We start from the raw sequence: 21360 nt of genomic DNA, 5'->3' as shown, positions 1-21360 counted from the left end.
TGTCCAGTCGCTCTCGCGGGGCTTGTCGGCGATCAGGTCGATGCGGTCGGCAGTGTCGATGTGGAACGCGAGGTGGTTGAGGCCGGGGGCGCCGATCGTGGCTGTCGCTGGTGAGGCCGGGGGACTGCTCGAGGACGGGGTAGGTGGGACTGAATTTCCAGCTGCGGTCGTTGTTCCAGCTTCGGTGGAGGGTGCAGCCGAGGTCTTCGAGGAGCCACCGCCAGTCCTCGACGGCGCGGTCGTGCAGCCAGATCTCGACGTGGTGGAGGGTGCCGGGTACCGATTGCTGAGCGACACTGAGAATGCCGACGGGTACGGCACTGAGGATGCCGACGAACGAGGTCGAAACACAGCGCTGGGAGCGATCCCAACGGGGCTGTTGCCGGTGAGTGTGGCGTCTTGATCGGCAAGGTGTCGGGGCGGCTCGTGTGGGCTTTGAGCGTCACCTGGCAGCCAGGTGTCCGGACGTCACCTTCGTGTGAGGGCAGTGTTGGCGTTGATGGCCCAGTGGTTGGCTTGTAGAACTCGGTCCGCGAATGCCACATTTCGTTTGTCGATGAACCGGAAGCCGAGGGATCGGCATATGCCGTTCGAAGGGCTGTTGCTCGTTGCCGGAAATGCATGCACGAGCCCCCAGCGGTCCTCGTCTCGTGCCTGGTCGAGCAAGGCGCGGACTGCGAGTTTGGCCAGTCCGCGTCCCTGGAACTCCGGCAGGACCATCCATCCGATCTCCGACATGGGCCCGTCCTCGGCGTCGTGGGACCATATGGTCACTGTTCCTGCCACGATTTCAGGGGCGGCGGGGTCAGGGATGATCATCTTGATCCAGTCGCGATCTGCCGCTGCCCTGTGGACGTCTCGTCGGACTTTGTCCTTCATGCCTTCGCGTGGCAGTGGCCCGCCGAGGTCGGCCATCATGGCGGGATCGCACCGCATTCTGACGTATGCATCGACGTCGTCAAGTTGGACGTTGCGCAACAGCATTGGCTTCTCCTTGGTTCGCCGGACTCCTCAAATGATCCGACATGACGGCGATCGGCAGGTCTCGTGTCTTCTTTGCGCGGCCTGAAGCGGCCCTTCGCCGGCCCGGCAGGCAAAGCCGGTAGGGCAGAGCGGTCCCGGCGTCCTGGCCGTTCGCGCGGACCCGCAGGAACGACAGGCCGAAGGCGTCGAAGGGGTCGAAGAAGGGCTCGACTCGTGGGCCCTCAGCAGCGCGTCGACCTCGTAGCGATTGCCGTGCGCGTGAGCGCGGGTGGTGCTAGCGAATACCAATCGGTGAGGAGGGACGTCTGGCTTGTGAGGCCTTGCCCCGTTGGTGAGGGTGAGGCCCCGGGCCGGTGCGTTGGTCGGTCGGCGAGTATTGATCGCTGCTGAGCCTGCTGGTTAGGTTGGTCGGCATGACCGACCGCAGAGCCGACCACAGAGCCCTCGCCTGGCCACCTGCCCCGATCAGGACCGAGCGGCTCGTACTCCGCGAGTCCGAGGCCCGGGACCGCGAAGCGGTCATCGAGCTGAACGCCTCGCCAGAGGTGGGCACCTACCTGGGTGGACCTCGACCGCGTGCCGAGCTCGAACGCACGGTGCCCGAGGTACCCGGGCGGCGCCCTGGCTTCTTCGTGGTCGAGGTCGACGGAGCGACGATCGGCACGATCCAGCTCGACCCGCAAGACCCCGAGCGTCCGGGTAACCGCCGGGAGGCCGGGGAGACCGAGCTCGGCTACTTGTTCCTGCCGGAGACGTGGGGGCGCGGGTACGCCACCGAGGCATGCGCAGCGGCACTCGACTGGTTTGCCGGCGCGCTTCCCGGTGAGCCGGTGGTGCTCTACACCCAGACCGCCAACGCCCGCTCGATGCGCCTCGCGGCGAAGCTCGGGTTCACCGAGCTTGAGCGATTTGAGGCGTACGGCGCCGAGCAGTGGTTCGGCGTGTGGACTTCGGTCTCGCCGCCCGCTTGAGCTCGTGTTCGACAGCGCGGATCCACTTGGGCCATTGCTCCAGCGGTGACTCGAGAGAGGCTCTGCGGTGTTGGCATAGCGGATCGAGGCACATTCGCTGACCCCGAAGGAAGCGGAGAGCGATATCGAAGTTGGTCTGCGGGATACCGAGTCGGCCTCGTGGCTGCTGCGGGCGGGGGAGCGGCCCGGCCGGGTCGAGCCGCGGGGGCGGGTGCGGATCCACGTGCGTGGCTTGCTCGGTCCGGTGGGCCGCAAGAACAGCCGGCAGATGGCCGAGCACGTGGGCCACAACACTCCGTACGGGCTGCGGCGGCTGCCACGGCACGGCGGCCCGCGCGTCATCCTCGACCTCGGCTCGGCACACCCCGCGCCGCCGAGGCCCCCGGGCTGCTGACACATGGACGGCGTAGCATGCCTTCGCTGACCGCTACCCGTCCACGCGGTGCTTCCACCACTTCGCCGAGCGGGCCAGGACCCTGGTGCCCGAACACGCCGGGGAGGCGGCCGTGGCTTTCTTCCGTGAACAGCCCCTGATCCAGGCGATCGAGGCCGACCCCACCCTGGAGATCGGCCTGGCTTGCCTGGACCCTCAGCGGGCGGGAGGCCGTCCCCGCCTGCTCGGCTCTGACGACGAGTGGTTCGTCATCCAGACGGTCATCACCCGACCGGCCAAGCTCGGCCAGCCCTTCCCCCGATGGTCGCTGCGCTGACTTGTCTCCTGCCTGTGCCAAGCCCACGGCCGGATGATCCGCATCGGCCGCGAAGCATTACGCTGCCTGCTCGCCCGTCGCGGCATCACCTTTCAGCGCACCAAGACCTGGAAGGAGTCCCCGGACCCGGAACGCGAAGCCGAGCTCAACCACATCGAGCACGTGCTGGACCGCTTCCCGGACCGGGTCTTCGCCATCGACGAGTTCGGCCCGCTCGGCATCCGCCCCACCGCAGGCGCGGGCTGGGCCGAGTGCATAAGCCCGACCGGCTGCCCGCCACCTACCACCGCACCCACGAAGTCCTGTGCTTCCACGGCTGCTACTCGGACGGCGACGACACGTTGTGGGGAGTCAACCGCCGCAAGAAGGGCGCCGGGAACGCGCTGGCCGCGCTGAAATCGATCCCCGCCGCCCGGCCGGACGGTGCACCGATCAGTGATCCTGGACAACCTGTCCGCCCACAAGGGCACCGACATCCGTCGCTGGGCGAAGAAACACAAGGCCGAATTGTGCTTCACCCCGACCTACGCCTCGTGGGCCAACCCGATCGAGGCGCACTTCGGCCCGCTGAGACAGTTCACCATCGCCAACTCCAACCACCCCAACCACACCGTCCAGACCCGCGCCCCGCAGGCCTACCTGCGGTGGCGAACGCCAACGCCCGCCACCGCGACGTCCTGGCCGCCGAACGCAGGGAACGGGCCCGCATCCGAAGTGAGAAGGGCATTCGCCGGGACGGACGCCCGCTTACGACGGCGGCCTGACCAGACGTTCCGGGCGGTCAGACCATCAGTGCCGCGTGCAGCGCACTGAACATCTCATGAAGTTCCCACGTGGCGATCGGATCGATCTCCATCTGCAAGTGACACACGTCGTCGTCGCCGTTGGGAGTCAGGCGCACGAAGAAGGCAAGACCGTTCCCGACCGGCTCCGCCTTCAACGTCAGCGGATTGTTCCGGCCGGGAGTCATCGCCGCCGAAAAGCGCACACCCGACGGCGCGCGCAGGCGAGAGAGCATCCGCGCCGCGAAGTCCACGACCTCCGCAGCGCTGAGATCCGCAGTGAAGTCAGCTGTCAGCCAGGAGGACCAATCTGCGGTGATCCGCCAGCTGTCCCCATCGGTCCGAGTCAGTTCCAGCCACACATCATCGCTGCCGAGACGTATCCGCGGCTGTTCCATCGTCGCCCTCCGACATCCGTGCCTGAGCTCAAGATCCTATGGGGCGGATCTCCATCATCGGGAGTCGTCGCAGCTCATCCACCCTCCAAGCAACCCGGCGAACCTTCATGGTCAGAGCACTTGTCGGCGGACCCGATCGAGGCGCAACTCTCAGGTTGCACCCGGTAGGGCAATGTGCAACTCTGTAGTTGCATCAAATGCCGACCATAAAAGGAGCCCCTCATGAGCCAGGACCGGATCGAACGCGAAACCCTGATCGAGGCGTCCCTGGAGCAGGTCTGGTCGCTGGTGGCCGAGCCCGGTTTCTGGGTGGCCGACAAGGCGAGCCTGCCCGGCACCGTGGCCAGGGAAGGCGAGGAGTTGCTGGCGAAGAACCCGGAGTACGGCGACTTCCCGGTGCGCGTGGAGAAGGTCGAGCCGCCGACCTACCTGGCCTACCGCTGGGCCAGCGCGTTCCCCGGAGAAGAACTGCGGGAGGACAACAGCACCCTCGTGGAGTTCACGCTGACACCGGAGGACGACAAGACGCGGCTGCGCGTGGTCGAGAGCGGGTTCGCGACACTGGCCGGGACCGAGGAACTGCGCGGCCAGGCGGTCAGGGACAACAGCGGCGGCTGGCACCAGGAACTCGACGCGCTCAAGACGCGCGCCGAACAGCCCTCCGCGTGAGTGACGAACCCCGCAGCGCCGTCGAAGCGGTCGATTCCGTCCTCGCGGCTCTGGTCGACCCGACGCGGCGCCGGCTGCTCGAACTGCTTGCCGCCAAGGGCGAGGCCACCGCGACGACGCTAGCCGAACACCTTCCCGTCTCGCGTCAGGCCGTGGTCAAACATCTTGCGGTCCTGGGCGCCGCCGGGCTGGTGAGCGGCGGCCGCATCGGGCGCGAGGTGCGCTATACGGTGCGGCCCGCGGCGCTCGATGCGACGGCGCAGTGGATGGCCTCGCTCGCCGCCGACTGGGACCGGCGGCTGGCACACATCAAGCAGGTCGCCGAGGCGGCGGAGCGGGACTCGCAAGCCGATTAGGTCGAGTGCGAGTAGTTGAGGCCCTGCACGCCCCGGACGCCGTCGCCGTCTGACCCCCGTATCCCGCGAGGGTCAGACGGCGGGGTAGCAGGACGGCAGCGCCCCTTCCCCGCGTTCGAATGGTGCCGGGAAGGGGTGCCTGTGTCGGACCGCTTGGTCTTCGGCTACTTACTTCGCGCACATCGCATACGCCTTGGCTACGCCCATGTCCATGCGGATGCCCCAGGTGTTCGACCTCGTGCAGGCGGCGCGGCCGTCGCCGAGACGGCCGCATTCGCCAGGGCGAGGTCGAGCAGTACGAACCCGGGGCTTGCCTTGCGTGGAGCGCGCAGCAGACCGGGCGCGCGGGTGGCCAGCAGCTCGATGACCGTGGTCGTATAGGTGTGCGGTTCCGACCGGGATCCGCAACCCGGCAGCGATCTGCGCGAAGGGCTCGTGCTTGGGCAGGTACACCAGAGTGACCAGGGCGCGCTGGTGCGGCGGGAGCTTGCACCGCCGGTCACCCCCGTGGGTGACGATGAGCATCGTGACCCGCTCGACCAAGGCGTGCGGAAGGTCGAGTGCAGCATGATGTGGGACCAACAAGGCTCCAATACTGGTGGGTTGAGACTTCGAACGCCTCCCTGAACGAGCGCGGGAGCCTTACACGTTGTGGTCATGCCCCTGCCATCCGAAGTGGCCGCGCTGGAAGACCTCAGCCCCTGGGCCAGTTGCAGGGCAGAAACTTCCCGTTGAGGGTGATGACGACTTGCCCGGCCCCGTCGTGGGTCGCGCGCCCGATGTCCGGCTTGGAGTTGATCGCGCTCATGATCCCATCGTCGAACTGTTCGTGGATCAGCTCTTTCAAGGCCGGGCCATAGAGCTGCGGCGCCTCATGGAACCGGTAGATCGTCGGATGGGCCGGTACCGCGGTGGGAAGCCCGCTGCGATACGGAACGGCGGCGAGCACCGGCACAGCTTCCGCAGGCAGGTTGAGCAGCTCGGCGACCCGACGTGCACTGTGGGCTGGGAGTGGATGTTGCCCGAGCAATGCCGCGGTGGTCCACATCAGCGGCCGGTTGATCGCGTAAGCCAGCCGCTGCCGCGTGAAGCCCCTGGCCAGTCTGCTGGAGACAACCGCAGCCGATACCTCGTCGCGATTCATGCCCGGTCGGTGGTTGCTCGGCGCCGGTTGTGCGCCGCCGTACGCCGCGTCTTTTCCCGCGTCGTTCATCGCTTCGGGACTTCCCTGCCCAAGGGTCCGGTAGGTGTCGGGCCGCGAATGACCGGCCAGGCTGCCGAGGGAGCTTTCCGGCCGGTCGCCGCTTGCGACTGGTGTTCAGACGAGCGCCAGTGCGGGAGCGGGCAGGTAGGGGGTGATGTTGCGCCAGGCGCGCTCCATGTACTCCTCCTTCTCGCCGACCGGGGCGACATAGTGCAGTGCACCGTCGGCGGCCTCCTTGCCTTCTAGGCGGGCGATGATCCAGGCGGCGAGGTAGTGCGAGGCCAGGCAGCCGCCGGCGGTGGCGATGTTGTCCTTGGCGTAGAAGGGCTGGTTGAGTACCTCGACGCCGGCGGCGATGACCCAGGGCTTGGTGATCAGGTCGGTGCAGGCGGGGATGTCGTCGAGCAGGCCGAGCCTGGCCAGCACGAGCGCGCCGGAGCACTGCGCCGCGATGAGCTGGCGCGAGGGGTCCAGATTGCGCAGGATGTGCATGATCGCCGGGTCTTCGACGACCTCGCGGGTGGCGATGCCACTGCCGACGATCACGGCGTCAGCGGTGCACGCCTCCTCAAGAGTGGACATCTGCTCGATGACCACCCCGTTCATCGACGTCACCTTCGGGCTGGGGGTGGCGACGGTGACTCGCCAGTCGTCGGTCTTGATGCGGTTGAGCACACCGAGCGCGATCAGGGAGTCGAGCTCGTTGTAGCCCTCGAAGGTGAGGATGGCGATGTGCACAGCGGCTGTCCTTCCGGGTGGGTGGGTCTTGACGGTAAGGAGCCGCGAACAGGACAGTCAAAGAATTGTCATGCATACAATCCGGTGCATGGCAGCCTTGCGGTACAAAACACTGGTCGACGCGTTTGCCACCGACATCCGGACCGGGCGGCTCGCCGCGGGCGTACGGCTGCCGACACACCGCGGGCTCGCCGCCCGCGAGGGCATCGCCGTGGTGACCGCGACCCGGGTGTACGCCGAGCTGGAAACGATGGGTCTGGTGAGCCGGGAACAAGGCCGCGGCACGTTCGTGCGTGACATCGCGGTTCCCGCCGGCCACGGCATCGACCAACAGACCGTCGCCACCGACGCGGTCGACCTCAACTTCAACTATCCGTCGCTGCCGGGACAGGCCGATCTCCTCCGGCAGGCCCTGCGCGAGGTGGCCACCTCCGGCGATCTCGACTCGCTGCTGCGCTACCAACCCCATCGAGGGCGCCCCCAGGACAGAGCCTCGATCGCACGACACCTGAGACGTCGCGGAATCACCACCGACGCGGACCGGATCCTCATCGCCAACGGTGCGCAGCACGGCCTGGCCATCACCGTTGTGGCCGCGCTCGACGCCGGCGACGTCGTCGCGGTCGACGCACTCACCTACCCGGGTTTCAAGGTGCTCGCGCACGCCTTCCATCTCGACCTGGAGCCCATACCCGCAACCGCCGACGGACCGGATCTCGATGCCCTCGAGAAGCTGTGCGCGACCCGCCCTGTGCGCGCGATCTACACCATGCCCACCTTGCACAACCCTCTGGGCTGGGTCATGCCGGCAACGGATCGAACCCGCCTGATCAAGATCGCTCGACAGTACGGGCCGCTCATCATCGAAGACGCCTCCTACGCCTACCTGGTCGAGAACCCACCACCACCGCTGGCCGCAACCGCGCCGGACATCACCGTTCACGTTTCGGGACTGTCCAAGAGTGTCGCCACCGGCCTGCGGGTCGGCTTCGTCGTCGCCCCGCTGTCTGTGGTGCCGTCGCTCGAACGCGCGATTCGGGCGACCATCTGGAACACCCCGGCCCTCACCACCGCGATCGCCTGCCGCTGGCTCGACGACGGCACGGTGGACCACTTGGAGGCGCAGAAACGAGACGACGCCAAGGCACGCCAAGCACTCGCGGGACAAGAGCTGGCAGGGCTCCCACTCATCAGCCACCCCTCGTCCTACTTCACCTGGCTGCCGCTGCCCGACGAGGCACGGGCCGATCGTCTGACCGCCACCCTCGCCCGTCAGCACATCTCGGTCACCACGGCCGAGCCGTTCACCACCACCATGCACACACCGCAGGCGATCCGCCTCGCCCTGGGCTCAACCGATCTGGACAGCCTCCGGTCGACGCTGCGTACGGTGCGACGAGTCGCTGTCGAGGACGCGGACGCTTGAGCGCCCCTCGATCAGCCGATTCCTGCCCGCACCGGCGTCTGCCCACGAAAGGTCGTCGGCGCCGGGGGCCTGCGGAATCCTCGTGGCCGATCTTCCGCAGGGCCCGGTGCAGCCCGAATCGAAAGTCATCAATTGACGCAGCCGCCCTCATCCTGGAGCGGCAACACTGAAAAGGCTCAATGCTGGATCATCCCAGTTGTTACGGCTGCCCTCCGCCTTATTAGAGGTCATCTCACGTGGCAAGTTTCGCGAGCTTCTTGTAGCAGGTCAGGGCGGCGGCCATGGCCAGGCCGCGGCTCTGCCAGTCGTTGCGGACCACGTACGGGATCTTGAGACCACGAGCAGCCCATGGCAGGCTCATGCCGCATGATCGATGAATTCGCGAAAGACAACCTGCACGGGAGACTGCGGCGGCACCGCAAGGCGCTGCTCTGGAAACTCGACGGCTTGTCCGAACACGACGCCCGCCGACCTTTGACGGCTCTTCGCATTTGAGGGTGTAGCGCCGATGAATGTAGTGCTGTTGGACGGTTGGATGTGAGGCGTCAGGACGTGCGAGAGTCGTAGTTCTCGCGGTTTGCGAGGACCTCGGCCATGTGCGTCTGCGCCCAGTCTCTGAGCCCGCGCGTCATGTGGTGGAGCGAGAGGCCGAGGTCGGTCAGCTCGTAGGAGACGGTGACAGGGACGGTTGGCGTCACGGTACGGGTGAGCAGACCATCGTGCTCCAGCGAGCGTAGCGTCTGGGTCAGCATCTTCTGGCTGACCCCGGCCAGAAGACGAGAGATCTCGGAGTAGCGCATCGCCTTCGGAGCGTCTGCGTGTGCTGCACCGGGCTGGCGAGGGCTGTTGTCGCCGCCCAGCGCACACAAGATCAGGACGACCCACTTGTCCGAAATTCGGTCGAGCAACTGCCGGCTGGGGCACTCTGCCAGGAACGCGTTGTGCTCCACCTTGGCCTGAGCCCTCTTCTGGGCCGCCTTCATCGTCGTCACTGATCGCACCTCTCACCAATGGGTGGGTTACGCACTCTAAAGTGCCTACTTCCCGACAGGAAGTTTCTCTCCAATGCTGATGCAGGGAGGCAGCAAGCGCCACCCCCCCAAGTGCACGACGAAAGGTAACAAGATGAGCACGTCCTCCCTCTCTCTTCCCGGCGACACCTGGGCTCTGGGTGACCTGACCGTCACCCGGTTCGGTTACGGCGCCATGCAACTGGCTGGCCCGTGGGTTATGGGGCCGCCCGCCGATCGCGAGGGTGCCCTGGCCGTTCTGCGTGAAGCGGTCGATGTCGGTATCACCCACATCGACACCAGCGACGCTTACGGGCCGCGCGTCACCAACGAGTTGATCCGCGAGGCACTGCGTCCCTATCCCGAGTCGCTGCACATCGTGACCAAGGTGGGCGCGACCCGCGACGAACAGGGTGGCTGGCCTACGGCCCGGCGGCCCGAAGATCTGCGCCGCCAGGTCCACGACAACCTCAAGTCCCTCGGGCTCGACGTACTCGACCTGGTCAACCTCCGACTCGGCAACGCCGAAGGTCCCCAGCCCGGCTCGCTCGCCGAGGCGTTCGAGACGCTCGTCGAACTCCAGCAGCAGGGCCTGATCCGCCACCTCGGGGTCAGCAACGCCACCGAGGAGCAGGTCACCGAGGCACAGAGCATCGCGCCGATCGTGTGCGTGCAGAACATGTACAACCTCGCCCACCGCCACGACGACAAGCTCATCGACCGGCTCGCCCCCGACGGCGTCGCCTACGTGCCCTTCTTCCCCCTCGGGGGCTTTACCCCGCTTCAGTCCTCGGTGCTCTCGGCGGTCGCCGCTCGATCGGAGGCGACACCGATGTCCGTCGCACTGGCCTGGCTGCTGCAGCGATCACCGAACATCCTGCTCATCCCCGGCACGTCATCGACGGCACACCTGCGCGAGAACATCGCCGGCGCGGGACTCTCCCTCTCTCATGGGGACTTGGCCGAGCTGAACGACATCGGCCGCTGAATGCCCCAGAGCTGAACGGCTCACCAGCCGAGACCGAAGCCACCGTTCAAGTTCCGGCCCCGGGCACCCTCGCGCGATCGGGGCCGGAGCGGGATGATTCGCCCTCACCTGGATGACTTCAGATCATCAACCGTCAAAAACTTGTGTCACACCGACGGTGGAAGCTCATCCCGCGTCGGTGGCCGGGTAGGCGTCGAGGTCTCCCGAGGACGGGGGTTCCTACACCAAGCCCATCCGGAAGACCTCGACGTTGCACGACGCTACCCCTGAGGCGGGCTTCGCCCGCGCTGACATGAATACGTTCTGCCGCCTTGACGAGCTCGGTCTCGAAGTCACCGGTCAGCGACTCGCCCCGGATCGTGCGGTTCTCGCATGCCGGGTCGTCGAGTCCGATCAGTGGTGCCGCCGCTGCGGTTGCGAAGGCACACCGCGAGACACCGTGACACGGCTACTGGCGCACGAGCCACTCGGCTGGCGGCCCACGATCCTTCACGTCACGATCCGACGCTACCGCTGCATCGGCTGTGGGCACGTGTGGCGGCAAGACACCACCAAGGCGGCTGAGCCGCGGGCGAAACTCTCGCGCCGCGGGCTGCGATGGGCGCTTGAAGCCATCGTCTGCCAGCACCTCACTGTCGTCCGTATCACCGAAGGGCTCGGGGTCTCCTGGAACACCGCCAACGACGCTGTCCTGGCCGAGGGCAAGCGCGTCCTCATTGACGACACCGTCCGGTTCGACGACGTCACCGCGATCGGCGTCGACGAGCACGTGTGGCGCCACACCAGGCGTGACGACAAGTACGTCACCGTGATCATTGACCTGACCTGACCTGACCTGACCTGACCTGACCTGACCTGACCTGACCGGCAACCGCGACGGCACCGGCCCTGCCCGGCTGCTCGGCATGGTCGAAGGCCGCTCCCAGCACGCCTTCAAGGCCTGGCTCGCCGAACGCGAAGAGTCCTGGCGCAACCGCGTCGAGGTCGTCGCGATGGACGGTTTCACCGGGTTCAAGACCGCCGCCAGCGAGGAACTGCCCGACGCAGTCGCGGTCATGGACCCATTCCACGTTGTGCGTCTGGCCAGCGACGCACTCGACCGATGCCGCCGACGTGTCCAACTGGCCATCCACGGGCACCGCGGACGCAGGAGCGACCCGCTTTATACCGCACGGCGAACCCTCCACACCGGCGCTGACCTGCTCACCGACAGGCAGAAAGACCGACTGGCTGCGCTGTTTGCGAGCGCCGCTCACATTGAGGTCGAGCCACGTGGGGGTCTACCAGAGGATGATCGCCGCCTACCGCGAATCCGATCGGAGGAAGGGCCGAGAGCTAATGGTGAAGCTGATCGAGTCGGTCAGCCAGGGCGTCCCGAGCGCGTTGAGCGAGATCATCACACTCGGCCGGACACTGAAGAAGCGAGCCACCGACGTGCTGGCCTACTTCGAACGCCCGGGCACGTCCAACGGACCGACCGAGGCCATCAACGGTCGGCTCGAACACCTCCGCGGCTCCGCCCTCGGATTCCGCAACCTCACCAACTACATCGCCAGATCTCTGCTGGAAACCGGCGGCTTCAGGCCACGACTACACCCAGGATTGTGAAGAGCCCCTTTGACAGCGACCGGGACCAACCTCCTCGGCCTGGTCAAACACGTGGCCACCGTCGAGGCCAGGTACTTCGGCGAGGTCTTCGACCGCCCTTCCCCGGAACCGCTGTACCGGTGGCAGGACTACAACGGCAGCGATCTGTGGGCGACCGAGGACGAGACCCGCGATCAGATCATCGGGTTCTACCGGCGCACGTGGGAACACTCGGACGCGACGATCAACGAGCTTCCCCTCGACGCCCCCGGCCGCGTGCCGTGGTGGCCGGAGCCTTATCCCAACACGAACCTGTTCGCCGTCATGGTCCATGTCCTCGGCGAGCTCAACCGGCATGCCGGGCACGCCGATATCCTGCGCGAGGGCCTCGACGGCCGGACCGGGGTGCGCCCCGAACACGAGAAGCAGATCGACGAGGAAGCCCGTGCAGCCTACTGCGCGAAGATCGAGCAAGCTGCCAGGTCGGCCGCACCAGCTCGCTAGACCATGTAGGACACGGCCTTGGTCAGGCGGGCTCATCACGCGAACGACTGGTGAACCCGGGCACCCCTGTAGTGCTCAGCGGGCCAGGCGGCCCAGCAGCGAACCGGCGGCGACAATGCCGACCAGTGCCGCGAAAGCGAGGACCGCGAGGTCGAGGCCGAGGTGGACCTGGGTGCCGATGAGCAGCCCGCGCAGGGCGTCGACCTCGTAGCTCAGCGGGTTCACCCTGCTGACGGCCTGGAGCCAGCCGGGCATGAGGGCGACCGGGTAGAGGGCGTTGGAGGCGAAGAAGAGCGGCATCGTGATGGCCTGGCCGATGCCCATCAACCGGTCGCGGGTGAGGACGATCCCGGCGATCGACATCGACAGGCAGGAGAAGAACGCCGAGGCCAGCACGACGACCACGACGACGCCGAGCAGCCGCAACGGGTTCCATGTCATGCCGACACCGATCAGCGCGGCGATCACGATGACGACCGCGGCCTGGATCACTGCTTTCACCCCGGCGGCGAAGGCCTTGCCGGTCACCAGAGCGGTCCGGGGCGTCGGTGTGACCATGAGTTTGGTGAGGACGCCGGAGTCCCGCTCCCAGATGATCATGATTCCGTAGAAGATCGCGATGAACATGGCGGACTGGGCGATGATGCCGGGCGCGAGGAAGTCGAGGTAGGGAACGCCGCCGGTGGGGATGGCGTGGATACGGGAGAACGTCACGCCGAAGATCAGCAGCCAGAGCGCGGGCTGTACGGCGCGGGTGTAGATCTCGGTGCGGTCGTGGCGCAGCTTCTGCATTTCGACCACGCACATCGCGGTGACACGTGCGGGTACGACGCGCCAGCCCGTGCGGGGCGGTGGTGGGGTCAGCAGCAGCGCGAAGCGCTGATCCGGCGGGCCGGACTCAGCCGAGGCGGGATGCGGTGCGACGGGTACGGCGGACATCTTGGAACGCTCCTCTCTCCTCGTTCTCCGTGGTAGAACCGGGGTCGTTGAGTCCGCTTCCGGAGTGGTATCGGAAGACGTCCTCCAGGGACGGTGGCGGACGGCCCGTCTCGCCCGATTCCCTTTGGTGGGCGACGAGTTCGCTCTTGAGCTGGGCGGGGGTGCCGAGCGCGCGGAGTCGGCCGAGGTGCATCAGCGCGAGCCGGTCGCAGCGCTGGTCGGCTTCGTCCATGGAGTGGGTGGTGACCAGCACGGTCATGCCGGTGCCGACCCGTATCTCGGTGATGCGGTCCCAGACGCTGTCGCGCGCGATCGGGTCCAGGCCGATGGTCGGTTCGTCCAGGATCATCAGCCGGGGCGCGCTGACCAGTGCCTGCGCGAGTTCGAGGCGGCGGACCATGCCGCCGGAGTACGTGGCGGTGAGCCGGTGCGCGACATCGCCGAGTCCGACCGCGTCCAGCGCCTGGGAGACCCGCGCGGCGCGCTCGCGGCGGGGTACGTCGAACACGCGGGCGAAGAGCTGGACGTTCTCCTGGCCGGTGAGGCTCGCGTCGGCCGACAACTGTTGCGGTACGTAGCCGAGCAGGCGCCGCACCGCCATCTTGTGCCGGGCCGCGTCATGGCCGAACACCTCGATGACGCCGGGCGGCACGGGCAGGAGCGTGGTGATCGCGCGCATCGTGGTGGTCTTGCCCGCGCCGTTGGGCCCCAGGAGGCCGAACACCTCCCCTTCGTCGACCAGCAGGTCCAGGCCGTCGACGGCCTTCGCGTCACCGAAGCTGTAGCTCAGTCCGGTGCAGTTGAGGGCGGGGGCGGTTTCCGTGGTCACGCGGTCTCATCCCCTTGGCTTCGCAGTGAGGCGGCGAGTCTGTGCAGGGCCGGGAGTGCGGCGGCGAGTGCCGCCCGGTCGGCCGCGTCGAGTCCGGTCAGGTGTTCCCGGAACAGCGCCTCGCGACGGGCGTGCCAGTCGCTCAGCTTCCCGACCCCCGCTGGGGTCGGATACAGCAGCGCGGCCCTCCTGTCTCCGGGGTCCCTCTCCCGTCGCAGCAGTCCTTCGGCGACGAGGTGGTTCACCAGCGTGCTGACCGAGTTGGGCGCGAGACAGAGGCTGTGCGCGGCTGTGGAGACGCGGATGCCGCGTTCGGCGGCCACCAGCCGCAGGAGTTCGGCGTGCGCCCCGCGCAGCCGGGGCGCCGACTGGCCGCTCCACAGCCTTCGCCGGGCAAGCCTCTGGATACGGGGCAGAAGTCCGGCGAGCTCATCAGGTAGATCACCCGCCGCCATGTGCCCATTTTAGCTCTGTATACGAGCTAATGTGCAGTTATCTCCTGTGCAGGACAGCGGGGCCGCCGTCCCCTGCGGTGAGCGGGAGGCGACGGCCCCGGTTCCGGGAAACCTCGGCGTGCGCTCTGCTTCAGCGCGCACGCCGGCCGATGGTCTGGACGGTGTGGTTGCCGGCGGCGTCCCGCAGCTGGAGAGCCCCGACGGGCCGGCGGTGAACGGCAGCGGTCCCACCTGTCAGGATGCCCGGGCAGGACGTAGCTCTCCCAGTCGGGTTGGCAGAGGCCGGACAGGATGTTGTGCATTTACTCCGAACGGACGTCGAACTGCGGAGGCGCTCCGTCGCCGGCGCTGCCTCCCAAGAGGTAGTCCATCCAGCGGTGCGCCATCTCGGTGGGCTTGGAGCAAGGTGGCCGGGCAAGATAGCCCTTGCCGTGGTCGCCGACCTGGACAGGAACTATTCCCGTCCGTGCCGCTGCGCGCTCACCCCGTTCGAGGTCTTCGCCCTGGGCGACGACGCCCGCGGCCGCCGGTACCGGGCCGCCGGCCTGGACGCGCTGCTGGGCGAGCCGGAAGCAGCGCTGCCACCCGGCGTCCCCATACCGGGCACCACCCAGGATCAATCGCATCGAACTCGTCTCGTCGCGCCGTGCCCGGGGTATCGCCCCGGCTGCCGACCCGATGGACGGCCGACTGCCCGCAGCTCCTCGTTCTCCCGCACCCGGCACGCCACCGAGTTGGCGTGCTTTCCCCGCACGCCCATGAGGATGCTGCGGCTCACGGACTTCGCGGCACGCATGAATTCAACCGAGACGATCCGTCTTGCTACGATGGCCACATGGCTTTCTTCTTCGTCTGAGTCCGGGTACGGCCGATGCCGCCGCTTCTTCTACCCGTAGACCCTTCGCATGCCAGGGAAAGTCATATGCGCGACCGCGCTCATACCACCGCATCCGCTGCCATGGCGCAGCTGTCCGTCAAGGATGTCACCAAGTCCTATGGCACTCGGACCGTCCTCGACCAGGTCTCCTTCACCGTTCGCCCGGGTGAGAGGGCCGCCGTCATCGGCGAGAACGGATCCGGCAAGTCCACGCTGCTGCGGCTGCTGGCCGCGGCCGAGGTACCGGACACCGGGGAAATCACCGTCAGCTTCCCCGGCGGTCGCGGCCACCTCGCCCAAACGCTCGACCTCGACCTGAACTGCACCGTAAAGGACGCGGTCGATTGCGCCCTCGCCGAACTGCGCGCCATGGAACGGCGGCTGCGCTCGGCGGAGGAACGCCTGGGTGAGGCGTCCGAGGACGAGCTCGCCGCGTACGGTGAGCTGCTGATCGCCTACGAGGAACGCGGCGGATACGAGGCGGACGCCCGCGTCGACGCCGCCCTGTACGGGCTTGGGCTCGCCCAGATCACCCGCGACCGCGTGCTGGGCTCGCTCTCCGGCGGCGAGCAGTCGCGGCTCGCGCTCGCCTGCGTACTTGCCGCCGCCCCCGAGTTGCTGCTCCTCGACGAGCCGACGAACCACCTCGACGCGGCGGCGGTCCGCTGGCTCGAGGAGCACCTGCGTGCGCACCGCGGAACCGTCGTCGCGGTCACCCACGACCGTGGCTTCCTGGAACGCACCGCCACCACGATCCTGGAGGTCGACCGGGATACGCGCACGGTGAGCCGGTACGGCGACGGATGGACCGGCTATCGCGCGGCGAAGGCCGCCGCGCGGCGCCGCGCAGAGCAGCGGTACGCGGACTGGGCCGACGAGGTGACCCGTATGGAAGAGCTCCTCGAAGCCGCAGGGAGGCGCCTTGCCACCACCGGCCGCGACCCGCGTCAGGGTTTCGGCAAGCACCGCCGGTCCAGCGAGGCGAAGCTGGGCGGGCAAGTGCGCTCCGTTCGGGAGCGCCTGACCCAGCTGCGGCGCAGCCCGGTGGCAGAGCCGCCGGCACCACTGCGCTTCACGACGGGGCTGCCAACAGCGGGCGGCGCGGATCCTGCCGGCCGCCCGCTCGCCGAGTTCGACGGCATCCGGGTCGGCGACCGGCTGCATCTGGACGGGCCCCTGACGATCACGCCGGGACAGCGGCTGCTGGTCACGGGCGAGAACGGCGCGGGCAAGACGACGCTCCTGCGCGTCCTGGCGGGCGACCTGGAGCCGGACAGGGGTACGGCACGCCGCCCCGCCCGGATCGGCTACCTTGCGCAGGAACTGCCCGCACACTCCACGCGGCTCCCGCTGCTCGCTGCGTTCGCTGCCGGGCGCCCCGGGCTGCCGGACGAGCATGCCGAACAGCTCCTGGCCCTCGGCCTGTTCCGCGAGGAGGACCTGCACGTCCCGGTCACCGCCCTCTCCGCGGGACAGCAGCGGCGGCTACAGATTGCCCGCTTGGCAACCCGACCCGCAGACCTCCTCGTCCTCGACGAGCCAACCAACCACATCGCGCTCGACCTGATCGATGACATTCAGGCAGCGCTCACGACGTATCCAGGAGCGGTGGTCATGGTGTCGCACGACCGCTGCTTCCGCACACGTTTCGAAGGGGAACAGCTGGAACTGCACGCCGGCCGCAGATGTTGACCACGTCGGGTCCTCCGTCGCCGCCTGCGTAAGAAGGTGGCCCGGCGCCACGCGAGGTGGCAGTCTCCATATCTGGATGGTCAGGTGCCTGGAGACCGCTACTCCGCACTCCGCCGTAGCGACGCCGGCGACATGGGCGCCGTGGCCCGCGCCGCACACACACATCGACCAATGCCGCTGCTCGGACGCAGCCGCCTGTGCCGCCGCCCGTCGTCCGGCACCCACGGTGCGCTCATGTCTGACCTTCTGGCACCTCCTGACCAAGCCGACCCGCAGTACCTTTCGAGGCGCACTCTCGCCGGCCTCGCGGGTGTGAACCAGGCAGCTGAACACAGCGGCACACGGGACCACCGGCTGGGAGTCCGGGCCATTCCCGGCCACAGGACGGCGTAGCCCTCGACCATGGCGCCCAGGTCGCACCACCTTGGCGGAGCACTCAGAGGAGTGCGCCGCCAACAGGGGCCCTCCGGCTGCCCTCAAAGCCGAGTTGAGTCTGTCTTCGGACACGCGAGAGTCAATGGACTCGCACGCGAGGCTGCTCACGAATGAAGTGAATTCCTGTAGAGATCGGGTCTCCGTGTCTCGTGGCCTGGGCGAACCCTGCTATGCGCGGTCACGTTCGTCGGACAGCCAACGTTCACATGGCCCCCTTGGAACATGCGACAGGCCACATGTCAAGCAGCGACTTGCCGACACTTCCCGGCGCCCCACCGCCACAGCGGGTGAGTAGACGTCAGAAGATCACCTGCAAGGGCTAATGGTCAATTAACATCCCGCGTTTTACCGAATATTGACGGTTATTCAGCTCTTTTTTGGGACGGCGTGAAGGGCTCTGTATACCCGATCGGCCCTACGAAGTCGGGGGCCCCGAGTCGCTCGATATGACAGCAATAGGGGGTGTTAGTACGTTCAGTCACGCACCGGCTGTCACAGCGGGACTGTCTCTGAGTCCGAGAAGGAGAACAAGCGACATGATCATGAACCGTTCCCACGCGATCGCAACGGCCGTCGTGGCCGCTGCGGTACTGACCGCGACCGGCATCACCTATGCCACCGCCGTCCCCGCCCCCCAGGCCCAGGCCCAGGTGGCCCCGGCCGCCGTCCCCGCCCAGGCCCTCATGGGCGGGGAGGGTGGCAATACGGGCAAGGGCAACGAAGGCAACGAGCGCCGGGGCAACGAGCGCGGGGGCAAGCGCCATCACGAGGAGGGCCGGATCCACATCAACGAGCGCGAATACTCCGGTCGCCCCGACGGCTGCATCACCGTCGTCAGCGGCCTGGGTGCCAAGAGCTTCAACATCCGCAACGACAGCCGCAACGAGGTCCAGGTCTTCCGCGGAGCCGTGTGCGACAACGGCGCGCCCATCGCCACCGTCGGCCCGCACAGCTCTGCCGACGGCGTCTGCCCGGGCAAGGGCAAGAGCGAGGAAGAGAACTGCGTGAACGGCGAGCACCGCGAGAAGAAGCACCACGAGGAGATGAATGGCGGCGTGAAGGTCAAGAACGGAGTCGTCGCCAGCTTCCGCGTCATCAAGCGCCACCACGGCGAGAAGGGCGAGGGCGGCGGATTCGGCGATTACTGAAATCCGGTGACCGCCTGATGTGCACGCTGGAGAATCCCGGCCCGCCGTAATCGGGCCGGGATTCCCGTCCGGCCCCCGGCTCAGGATATCCCTTCTCGGGGCATCCAGCTCGGGGCATCCTGCTCGGGACCGCGGAGGTGCGTGGAAGCGCTGGCAAGCGGGCTGCGCGTCGAGGGCAGCACACTCCATGGCGTAGGAAGAGCACCTCATGACCACGGTTATGGCGTGACAGAGACACCTCATGCGGCAAACCCACCGGACAGCACACCAAGAAGAAGGCCGGTCCGGCCCCCACCGCCAGCACGGTCAGCGGCGCCGGCATCACCGTGCCGTCTGCAACGGCACCGCCACCCGCAAACTCGCCGCCCGAGCCGCCGACCTCCTGCGCACCCGGCAATTCACAGTCTCCGGCACCGCAACAGTCGGCGCCCAGAACCACACCACCACCATCATCATCGAGTACGGCACCGGACTCAAAGCACGGGCACACTCCCTCGCCGCACTCTCCCCCCACGCCCAGCTCAACCTCATCCCCGGCAACCAGATCAACCTCATCACCGGCCAGGACTACGCCGACACCCCCACCACCGCCCCGGACCCCGTCGCCCCAGACGAATTGCCCTCAACCGTCACCGCACAGGCACGCCCAGCCAACCGCAGCATCTGCTCCGACCTCTCATACGGCTGACAACTCCGAGCGCCGCCTCACCACGTTCGGCACCGGTGAATCACACGTACCGCAAGCTGCGTTCCACTTCTTCGGGGCGTTGGTGCCCCCGGTCCGGAGGTGACCGGCGCCGCCGTACCTCGCGGCCGGGGACGGCACTGACCTCCAGCACCGGGGCGACGATGGCCGGCTGCGGGCCCAGCCCGTAAGCACGCGCCTCATATCCACGCGTGCGACTGAAGCTCTGGATATGACATATATGGCATGAGTGGAAATATGGGATGCGTGGTCGTTGGTGCTGGCGAGAACTTCTTTGCTGAACCCTCGGCTGGGAGGGCTCGGACAGGCGAGAGGAGCGCATCATGATCGCCAAGCTGCTCGGCAAGCTGTCCTTCACCCGCCACTACGGTGCGTACGGGGTGCACGACTGGGGTGCGTAAGGCGGCGACGACCGCGTCTGACCGCATTGCCGGCGGGAGCCCCCGAGGAGCCCGCCGGCTCCTGGCTATGCTGCCGACGATTTCGGCTGGACGGGTACGAGAGTCAGGGGCGATCCCATGGGCCGAATGAATGAGCCGCCGCGGTTGCATGGAGGGAGCTTCGCGGCCTGGAACCGCGACCGGCTGGTACTGGCGCGCCGTGGCGTTGCCGAGTGCGGGGACGTATGGCAACTGGAGCCGGGTGTCTACGTAGCCGCTACGGCCGGGCCGTGTGAAACGGTTCTGCACCGCGCGCAGGACTTCCCCAAGCCGCCCTCGCCGCTCTTCCCGCCGCTGAAGCGGCGAGCACCGTTGCCTGAGGAGCGTGCGCACGCTCACGCCGCCCGCATGCGCGGACTGCGCCCGCAGGCGGTTGCAGCCCGGATCGGTGAGATAGCGCCCAGGACCGCTCAATTTGCTGACCAGTGGCCCACGGGCCAGGACATCGAGATTCTTCCCCCGGTCCGGCACGCCCTGGCAGAGATCGGCGTCCGCTACCTCTTCTCCGAGGACGCTCCCACCCTGCTGCCCTTTGCCGCACAGCTCTTCCTGGCCCGGGAGGTGCTCGTATGTCCCTCGCGCTGGGTATGGCCACGCTGGGTCCCCACACCGGCACGGCGGTTCCGCACACGGCAGCAAGTCGCCTTCGTTGACGCTTTGCGGCCCATCGTCCGCCGACGCCGTTCATCGGGCCGGCTCGGCGACGACGTACTGGGACAGATGCTCCGGCCGTCCTCCCGCTACGGCCTGCTGCCGGAAGAGGCCATCCTCGACCCCCTCCCCGGAATCACCGTCGCCACCTTCGAGACACCTTCCCGGGCAGCCGGATGGATTCTGCTCCACCTGGCCCGGCACCCCCAGGCAGCGGGCCGCGTCGCGGCCGAAGCCGCCTTGCTGCCCGTGGACCCGGCCGCGACGACCAGCACCCACCTCGACAGCCTGCAGTACACCCAGGCACTGGTGCGCGAGGTGCTCCGCCTGTACCCCCCGAGCTGGCTACTGACCCGGCGCGCCACGCGACGGACTCAGCTCGCCGAGTACACCATCGATGCCGGGTCCACCGTTCTCGTCTGCCCCTACACTGCCCACCGGGACGCTCGGGAACACTCAGAGCCGGACCAGTTCCGGCCCGAGCGCTGGCTCGATGATCCGGGGTCGCCGGCGAAACCCGGGGCCTTCCTCTCCTTCGGCACCGGGCCGCATGGCTGCGAGGGAGCCGCTCTGGCCATGACGATGCTGACGCTCCTGACTGCACAGACCGCCCGCCGCTACCAGTTGAGTGAGCCGCCCGGACCGGAACCCAGCTATCAGGTCACCACCTTCGAAGGTCTCGCAACTGCCGGCCTGCGCCTGCGTGCCACCTTGCGCGGCTAAGGCCATGTAGGACACGGTCTCAGCCGGACCTTGGCCCGGAAATGCCCCGGAACTGCTGGTCAGAGCTGGGATACCAGACTTACCACTCAGTCATGCGCCGAGGAGGGCGCCTGACGGGCATCTTGCCTGGTCAGGTGC

At 67.6% G+C, this 21360-nt stretch carries 20 protein-coding genes and 6 pseudogenes; 15 read left to right on the top strand and 11 right to left on the bottom strand.

Going from position 1 to position 21360, the window contains the following annotated elements; genetic code table 11:
* The first annotated feature begins 40 nt into the window (after positions 1 to 40).
* Complete coding sequence (locus ACWCPY_RS20755; RefSeq protein ID WP_451266951.1) at positions 41 to 403, top strand: hypothetical protein; 363 nt, start codon at positions 41 to 43, stop codon at positions 401 to 403.
* A 65-nt stretch (positions 404 to 468) separates the two neighbouring features.
* Here ACWCPY_RS20755 and ACWCPY_RS20750 read toward each other — a convergent pair whose 3' ends face one another.
* Positions 469 to 984 carry a GNAT family N-acetyltransferase gene (locus tag ACWCPY_RS20750; protein WP_451266949.1) on the bottom strand — a complete coding sequence of 172 codons (516 nt, stop codon included), beginning with the start codon at positions 982 to 984 and terminating at the stop codon, positions 469 to 471.
* 413 nt (positions 985 to 1397) lie between these two features.
* Here ACWCPY_RS20750 and ACWCPY_RS20745 point away from each other — a divergent pair, with 413 nt between their 5' ends.
* From ACWCPY_RS20745 to ACWCPY_RS20735, 3 genes and pseudogenes are all read left to right on the top strand, one after another.
* Entirely contained in the window at positions 1398 to 1955 is a 558-nt protein-coding gene (locus ACWCPY_RS20745) for a GNAT family N-acetyltransferase (RefSeq protein ID WP_451266947.1), read from the top strand.
* Between the two features lie 136 nt (positions 1956 to 2091).
* Positions 2092 to 2271: pseudogene (locus tag ACWCPY_RS20740) on the top strand (IS701 family transposase); the annotation flags it as partial.
* A gap of 247 nt (positions 2272 to 2518) precedes the next feature.
* Positions 2519 to 3429: pseudogene (locus ACWCPY_RS20735) on the top strand (IS630 family transposase); the annotation flags it as partial.
* Between the two features lie 17 nt (positions 3430 to 3446).
* Here the strand turns inward: ACWCPY_RS20735 and ACWCPY_RS20730 are convergent.
* Positions 3447 to 3845 carry a hypothetical protein gene (locus tag ACWCPY_RS20730; RefSeq protein ID WP_451266945.1) on the bottom strand — a complete coding sequence of 133 codons (399 nt, stop codon included), beginning with the start codon at positions 3843 to 3845 and terminating at the stop codon, positions 3447 to 3449.
* A gap of 222 nt (positions 3846 to 4067) precedes the next feature.
* On the opposite strand from ACWCPY_RS20730, the gene ACWCPY_RS20725 reads away from it, so the two are divergent.
* Positions 4068 to 4514: an SRPBCC domain-containing protein gene (locus tag ACWCPY_RS20725; RefSeq protein ID WP_451266943.1), complete on the top strand. Its 447-nt coding sequence runs from the start codon at positions 4068 to 4070 to the stop codon at positions 4512 to 4514.
* Positions 4511 to 4870 carry an ArsR/SmtB family transcription factor gene (locus ACWCPY_RS20720; protein WP_451266942.1) on the top strand — a complete coding sequence of 120 codons (360 nt, stop codon included), beginning with the start codon at positions 4511 to 4513 and terminating at the stop codon, positions 4868 to 4870. Before ACWCPY_RS20725 ends, ACWCPY_RS20720 begins: the two co-directional genes overlap by 4 nt.
* A 246-nt stretch (positions 4871 to 5116) precedes the next feature.
* On the opposite strand, the pseudogene ACWCPY_RS20715 reads toward ACWCPY_RS20720, so the two are convergent.
* The 3 genes and pseudogenes from ACWCPY_RS20715 to ACWCPY_RS20705 form a co-directional block, all read right to left on the bottom strand.
* Positions 5117 to 5452 (bottom strand): annotated as a pseudogene (locus ACWCPY_RS20715) (helix-turn-helix domain-containing protein); the annotation flags it as partial.
* Positions 5453 to 5564: 112 nt separating this feature from the next.
* Positions 5565 to 6083, bottom strand: coding sequence for a cyanase (gene cynS / locus ACWCPY_RS20710; protein WP_451266940.1), 519 nt, complete (start codon positions 6081 to 6083; stop codon positions 5565 to 5567).
* A gap of 105 nt (positions 6084 to 6188) precedes the next feature.
* A complete protein-coding gene (locus ACWCPY_RS20705) occupies positions 6189 to 6812 on the bottom strand; it encodes a DJ-1/PfpI family protein (RefSeq protein WP_451266938.1) in 624 nt (207 codons plus the stop codon).
* 88 nt (positions 6813 to 6900) lie between these two features.
* Here ACWCPY_RS20705 and ACWCPY_RS20700 point away from each other — a divergent pair, with 88 nt between their 5' ends.
* Positions 6901 to 8238 carry an aminotransferase-like domain-containing protein gene (locus ACWCPY_RS20700; RefSeq protein WP_451266936.1) on the top strand — a complete coding sequence of 446 codons (1338 nt, stop codon included), beginning with the start codon at positions 6901 to 6903 and terminating at the stop codon, positions 8236 to 8238.
* 232 nt (positions 8239 to 8470) lie between these two features.
* Here ACWCPY_RS20700 and ACWCPY_RS20695 read toward each other — a convergent pair whose 3' ends face one another.
* Complete coding sequence (locus ACWCPY_RS20695; protein WP_257548903.1) at positions 8471 to 8599, bottom strand: hypothetical protein; 129 nt, start codon at positions 8597 to 8599, stop codon at positions 8471 to 8473.
* Positions 8600 to 8604: 5 nt separating this feature from the next.
* On the opposite strand from ACWCPY_RS20695, the pseudogene ACWCPY_RS20690 reads away from it, so the two are divergent.
* Positions 8605 to 8721: pseudogene (locus ACWCPY_RS20690) on the top strand (type I restriction endonuclease subunit M); the annotation flags it as partial.
* Between the two features lie 62 nt (positions 8722 to 8783).
* On the opposite strand, the gene ACWCPY_RS20685 reads toward ACWCPY_RS20690, so the two are convergent.
* A complete protein-coding gene (locus ACWCPY_RS20685; protein ID WP_451266977.1) occupies positions 8784 to 9221 on the bottom strand; it encodes a winged helix-turn-helix transcriptional regulator in 438 nt (145 codons plus the stop codon).
* Between the two features lie 142 nt (positions 9222 to 9363).
* On the opposite strand from ACWCPY_RS20685, the gene ACWCPY_RS20680 reads away from it, so the two are divergent.
* The 3 genes and pseudogenes from ACWCPY_RS20680 to ACWCPY_RS20670 all read left to right on the top strand — a co-directional run.
* A complete protein-coding gene (locus ACWCPY_RS20680) occupies positions 9364 to 10236 on the top strand; it encodes an aldo/keto reductase family oxidoreductase (RefSeq protein ID WP_451266934.1) in 873 nt (290 codons plus the stop codon).
* 292 nt (positions 10237 to 10528) lie between these two features.
* Positions 10529 to 11844, top strand: a pseudogene (locus ACWCPY_RS20675) (ISL3 family transposase).
* A pseudogene (locus ACWCPY_RS20670) lies at positions 11845 to 12327 on the top strand (DinB family protein); the annotation flags it as partial.
* A 75-nt stretch (positions 12328 to 12402) separates the two neighbouring features.
* On the opposite strand, the gene ACWCPY_RS20665 reads toward ACWCPY_RS20670, so the two are convergent.
* The 4 genes from ACWCPY_RS20665 to ACWCPY_RS20650 form a co-directional block, all read right to left on the bottom strand.
* Positions 12403 to 13266, bottom strand: a complete 864-nt coding sequence (locus ACWCPY_RS20665; protein WP_451266932.1) for an ABC transporter permease — start codon at positions 13264 to 13266, stop codon at positions 12403 to 12405.
* The gene (locus ACWCPY_RS20660; RefSeq protein ID WP_451266930.1) at positions 13226 to 14095 is read right to left on the bottom strand and encodes an ABC transporter ATP-binding protein; all 870 of its coding nucleotides are present in this window, start codon (positions 14093 to 14095) and stop codon (positions 13226 to 13228) included. Before ACWCPY_RS20660 ends, ACWCPY_RS20665 begins: the two co-directional genes overlap by 41 nt.
* Positions 14092 to 14550: a MarR family winged helix-turn-helix transcriptional regulator gene (locus ACWCPY_RS20655; protein ID WP_451266928.1), complete on the bottom strand. Its 459-nt coding sequence runs from the start codon at positions 14548 to 14550 to the stop codon at positions 14092 to 14094. Before ACWCPY_RS20655 ends, ACWCPY_RS20660 begins: the two co-directional genes overlap by 4 nt.
* Positions 14551 to 14852: 302 nt before the next feature.
* Positions 14853 to 15176, bottom strand: a complete 324-nt coding sequence (locus ACWCPY_RS20650) for a hypothetical protein (protein WP_451266926.1) — start codon at positions 15174 to 15176, stop codon at positions 14853 to 14855.
* A gap of 296 nt (positions 15177 to 15472) precedes the next feature.
* Between ACWCPY_RS20650 and abc-f the strand changes: the two genes are divergently transcribed.
* The 4 genes from abc-f to ACWCPY_RS20630 all read left to right on the top strand — a co-directional run bounded on the left by abc-f (position 15473) and on the right by ACWCPY_RS20630 (position 21222).
* Positions 15473 to 17119, top strand: coding sequence for a ribosomal protection-like ABC-F family protein (gene abc-f / locus ACWCPY_RS20645; RefSeq protein ID WP_451266924.1), 1647 nt, complete (start codon positions 15473 to 15475; stop codon positions 17117 to 17119).
* A gap of 971 nt (positions 17120 to 18090) precedes the next feature.
* On the top strand, positions 18091 to 18702 hold the full coding sequence (locus ACWCPY_RS20640; RefSeq protein WP_451266922.1) for a hypothetical protein: 612 nt from the start codon (positions 18091 to 18093) through the stop codon (positions 18700 to 18702).
* A 241-nt stretch (positions 18703 to 18943) separates the two neighbouring features.
* Positions 18944 to 19390, top strand: a complete 447-nt coding sequence (locus ACWCPY_RS20635; protein WP_451266920.1) for a LytR C-terminal domain-containing protein — start codon at positions 18944 to 18946, stop codon at positions 19388 to 19390.
* 806 nt (positions 19391 to 20196) lie between these two features.
* A complete protein-coding gene (locus tag ACWCPY_RS20630) occupies positions 20197 to 21222 on the top strand; it encodes a cytochrome P450 (protein ID WP_451266918.1) in 1026 nt (341 codons plus the stop codon).
* The last annotated feature ends 138 nt before the right edge of the window (positions 21223 to 21360 follow it).

It is taken from the genome of Streptomyces sp. NPDC002403 (genome assembly GCF_053593015.1).
Note: the sequence above shows the minus strand (reverse complement) of the source record. Positions and strands in the feature narration are given on the sequence as shown.

Excerpts from the sequence above, each read along its gene's own strand:
- ACWCPY_RS20755 (WP_451266951.1), top strand. The coding sequence starts at position 41 with ATGCGGTCGGCAGTGTCGATGTGGAACGCGAGGTGGTTGAGGCCGGGG.
- ACWCPY_RS20750 (WP_451266949.1), bottom strand. The coding sequence starts at position 984 with ATGCTGTTGCGCAACGTCCAACTTGACGACGTCGATGCATACGTCAGA.
- ACWCPY_RS20745 (WP_451266947.1), top strand. The coding sequence starts at position 1,398 with ATGACCGACCGCAGAGCCGACCACAGAGCCCTCGCCTGGCCACCTGCC.
- ACWCPY_RS20730 (WP_451266945.1), bottom strand. The coding sequence starts at position 3,845 with ATGGAACAGCCGCGGATACGTCTCGGCAGCGATGATGTGTGGCTGGAA.
- ACWCPY_RS20725 (WP_451266943.1), top strand. The coding sequence starts at position 4,068 with ATGAGCCAGGACCGGATCGAACGCGAAACCCTGATCGAGGCGTCCCTG.
- cynS (WP_451266940.1), bottom strand. The coding sequence starts at position 6,083 with ATGAACGACGCGGGAAAAGACGCGGCGTACGGCGGCGCACAACCGGCG.
- ACWCPY_RS20700 (WP_451266936.1), top strand. The coding sequence starts at position 6,901 with ATGGCAGCCTTGCGGTACAAAACACTGGTCGACGCGTTTGCCACCGAC.
- ACWCPY_RS20695 (WP_257548903.1), bottom strand. The coding sequence starts at position 8,599 with ATGAGCCTGCCATGGGCTGCTCGTGGTCTCAAGATCCCGTACGTGGTC.
- ACWCPY_RS20685 (WP_451266977.1), bottom strand. The coding sequence starts at position 9,221 with ATGAAGGCGGCCCAGAAGAGGGCTCAGGCCAAGGTGGAGCACAACGCG.
- ACWCPY_RS20680 (WP_451266934.1), top strand. The coding sequence starts at position 9,364 with ATGAGCACGTCCTCCCTCTCTCTTCCCGGCGACACCTGGGCTCTGGGT.
- ACWCPY_RS20665 (WP_451266932.1), bottom strand. The coding sequence starts at position 13,266 with ATGTCCGCCGTACCCGTCGCACCGCATCCCGCCTCGGCTGAGTCCGGC.
- ACWCPY_RS20655 (WP_451266928.1), bottom strand. The coding sequence starts at position 14,550 with ATGGCGGCGGGTGATCTACCTGATGAGCTCGCCGGACTTCTGCCCCGT.
- ACWCPY_RS20650 (WP_451266926.1), bottom strand. The coding sequence starts at position 15,176 with ATGCGATTGATCCTGGGTGGTGCCCGGTATGGGGACGCCGGGTGGCAG.
- abc-f (WP_451266924.1), top strand. The coding sequence starts at position 15,473 with ATGCGCGACCGCGCTCATACCACCGCATCCGCTGCCATGGCGCAGCTG.
- ACWCPY_RS20640 (WP_451266922.1), top strand. The coding sequence starts at position 18,091 with ATGATCATGAACCGTTCCCACGCGATCGCAACGGCCGTCGTGGCCGCT.
- ACWCPY_RS20635 (WP_451266920.1), top strand. The coding sequence starts at position 18,944 with ATGCGGCAAACCCACCGGACAGCACACCAAGAAGAAGGCCGGTCCGGC.
- ACWCPY_RS20630 (WP_451266918.1), top strand. The coding sequence starts at position 20,197 with ATGCGCGGACTGCGCCCGCAGGCGGTTGCAGCCCGGATCGGTGAGATA.